The 3,365-nt window shown below is 60.5% G+C and carries 1 protein-coding gene; it reads left to right on the top strand.

Going from position 1 to position 3,365, the window contains the following annotated elements; translation table 11 throughout:
• Window positions 1-3,242: LysM peptidoglycan-binding domain-containing protein (locus G3574_RS27965; RefSeq protein ID WP_163968854.1), on the top strand; the 3,242-nt coding region annotated here is incomplete at its 5' end.
• Window positions 3,243-3,365: the final 123 nt, after the last annotated feature.

Here is a 3,365-nt window from a genome sequence, read left to right as displayed (position 1 = left end):
GCCGTCGTTATGACGCGGCGGGCAACCTCATCGAAGAGAAGCATGCCGATGGTGGCGTCGAGCGCAGTCAATATGACGCCTTCGGCCAGCGCGTCCGCCTGCGCCAGGCCAACGGCGTGCTCACCGCGTATGCCTACAACCATAACGGCCAATTAACGTCAATCAGCAGCGCTGCCATGCCCGACATGGCGGCCGCGGTGTTCGATGCCACTGGTAAGCAAACCGGCAATAGCGCCTTGACCCAGACTTTCGGCTATGACGCATTGGGCAGGCGCACCATCATCACAGCTGCCGACGGCATCCGCACCAAGCTATCCTACGACCTGCGCAACAATCTCATCAAGCAAGTCAATGCCGCCGGCACCAGCATGGCCACGACCACCTTGTTCGGCCACGACAAGTTCGGTTACCAGACCTGGATGTTGCAGCAGGGCCGCAAGGTCATGACCTGGTCCTACGATCTGCGTGGTCATGTCCAGACCCACCAGGACCTCTCCGGCACCGTCATCCAATACAGCTATAACAACCTCGGTCTGCTCAAGAGCCAGAAGACCGGCAGCGTCTCCGCCGGCCACCTGGGCCAGGACACGGTGTTCGAGTACGACAAGACCTCCGGTCTGCTCACCCGCATCACCAACAACATCAGCCACACCACCACCCGCTACTCCTACGATCTGGCCGGCAACCGCGTACGCGAGAAGACGGCCATCGAGCGCGACGGCCGCGAAACCAATGCCTTGCAGGACAACCACGTCCGCTTCGACGCACTTGGCCGCAATACCGACATCGCCGACGGCCGCTATTCTATGCATATCGACTACGACGCCAACGGCAACCGCGTACATGAGACCACGCGCTACATCGACGATGACGGTGCACAGCGCACCACCGACGCGTGGAACGCCTACGACGCGCTGAACCGGGAAACCATCATCGACGGCACGCTGGTCAACGGCCAGGCGGCGTTCGACACTAGCAATGCCAGCAGCCATGTCGTTACCTACGACAATGCCGGCAACCGTCTCACCGTAAGGCAGAACGGCTTGCACGCCATGCCCGTCTCGGACAACGAGCAACAGCAGAGCGGCTGGAGCAACATTGCCGGCGTAAGCGAACTAGCATATCGCTACGACGCCGTCGGGCGCCTGAGCGCCACATGGATCGACGGCGTGGAAGCAGAAGACCGGCTCTACGACGCTGGCGGTCGCGTCGTGGTCAGCGGCGCTCTGCACCTCGGCGACAAGCCCTATATCGACCAGCTCGCCGCTGTGCTGGCTGCAAACGGCATCAACACCGATGTGCACCGTAACACCTACGACGCCGCCGGCAAGATCGCGCAGCAGCAGGTGTTCAGTGCGGCCACCGTCTCCACCGGCACCGTGCCCGTCGAGGCGACTGCCAAGGACCACCACATCAACCCGGTCCCCACGCCGGCCGGCACGACCCTGCCTGGCGCCATCGCCACCACGACTACGACCTATCGCTACGACGGCAACGGCGATCTGCAAGCATACGAACTTCAGCAGGGCGGCAAGACCACGCTCACCATTTACGGTTACGACTACTTCGATGACCAGGTGACGTCCCAGATCACGGTCAGGCGCGGCAGCGAAACCGCAAGCAGCACCAGTACCTATGACGGCTACGGCCACCTGACGGATGTGCATGCCAGCCGCGATGCAGCCTTCAACGACCGTGTGCTCTACAACGACAGCAACGGCAGGGTGCTGGAGAAGGACCAGAATGGTCAGCGTCTGCACAGCCTGGTGGTGCAAGGGGAAGTACTGGGCAGCAGCGGCGAGCGCAGCAACGGGGTGCTTACCGACACCTTTGGCAGCGACTACGTGCCCGTTAGTGCGGCTAGCCAAGACAGCGGCCCGGCGCAATACCGCGTGCAGAAGGATGGCGAGACGCTGCAGAGCATCGCCAAGGCGGTATGGGGCGACGCGAGCTTGTGGTACGTGCTTGCCGATGCGAACGGCATGGCCGGCGATGCGACGCTCAAGGCGGGGGATATGGTCACCATTCCGGTCAAGAGCAATGCGATACGCAGTGACTACCAGACCGTGAAGGCGTATGACGCCAGCAAGGTAATCGGTGACCTCGCACCGAGCTTGCCGATGCCGGCGGCTGATCAGGGCTGTGGCGTTGTTGGTCAGGTTATCCAGACAGTGATCGTGGTGGTCGTTTCCGCCTATTTTGGTCCGATCGCGGGCAATATTGCTGGGCAGTTTGCTGGCAACATGATGGGCACTCAGGATGGTTTCAACCTGAAATCGATGGCCATGGCTGCAGTAAGTGAAGGAGTGTCCGAAGGCATGCCAAACATGCCGTCGACCGGCAACACCGTCGCCGACACAGCGGTTCGCGCTGCGGCAGTCAATGCGACCACACAAGCCATCAGCGTGGCAACTGGGTTGCAGGATCACTTCAGTTGGGCAAACGTCGCAGGTGCCGCGCTCGGCAGCATGGCTGGGGATGCAATTGGCGAGGGCCTCAAAGATAGTGCATTTGCGCAGCAGTTCGGGCCACGTGGTGTCTCGATCGCAAGGGCGATCGGTGCGGGGATGGTAACGGCAGCAGCTCGGGGCGGATCGGTTAGTGTGGGGCAAGTGGCGCGGGATGCGTTTGGCAATGAACTCGGCAACTCGCTTAATGACGTGATACGAGCAAGCCAGAGCGAATTTGAGCTGCAACGGCAAGAGGACATGCGGCAAGACTCGATGGCTAGTGCTTTGGGTCTGGGTCGCTTCCAAGGTGCTGCGCCCATCAGCATGGTTCAGTTGTCCGTTCCCTCCGCATACGATGACTATCTGCCGGCTAATTTATCGATTACTGCTGGTGGTACACCAAGGTTGCCATTGCAGAAGGGTGGCGAAGATCACAGTTCCGAAGTTGACGGCGATCCATTCGGGCAGCGCGGAAGTACGATTGCTGGCAATGACGGCATCGGTTATGACCGGGATTTCTACAAAAAATATCAGCGCGGCGAGATCGCCTTCAGGGATGATCCGTTTGATCCGCGACCACGCAGTGGCGGGGGAATGCTGGGAGGACGACCTGGAGTTGGTGCCTTGCCGGTGGTCGTCCCGCTGCTCCCCGGTATTGCTGTCGTCATGCCGCCACTTTTTATTCCCGGCGGCCCACGCAGTAGCGACACCTCCTTGGGCGCGCGCATTTTGAATGAACTTGGATCGGCATTTAATGCTGCAAAATCGACGTTGAACGAAGTTGAGCAGTAAGCGTCCTTTGAGAGCCGTCTGGACGAAGTGATGTGCCGTCGGCATGATTCGACCGGTGTGGCACGCCTGGTTTGTGTCCACAATCGACATCATGGACATAATGGATCGACCGGTCACTTCCAC

The organism is Noviherbaspirillum galbum (assembly GCF_010974945.1).
Lineage (GTDB): Bacteria > Pseudomonadota > Gammaproteobacteria > Burkholderiales > Burkholderiaceae_D > Noviherbaspirillum > Noviherbaspirillum galbum.
This window is presented reverse-complemented; position numbering and strand designations above follow the sequence as displayed.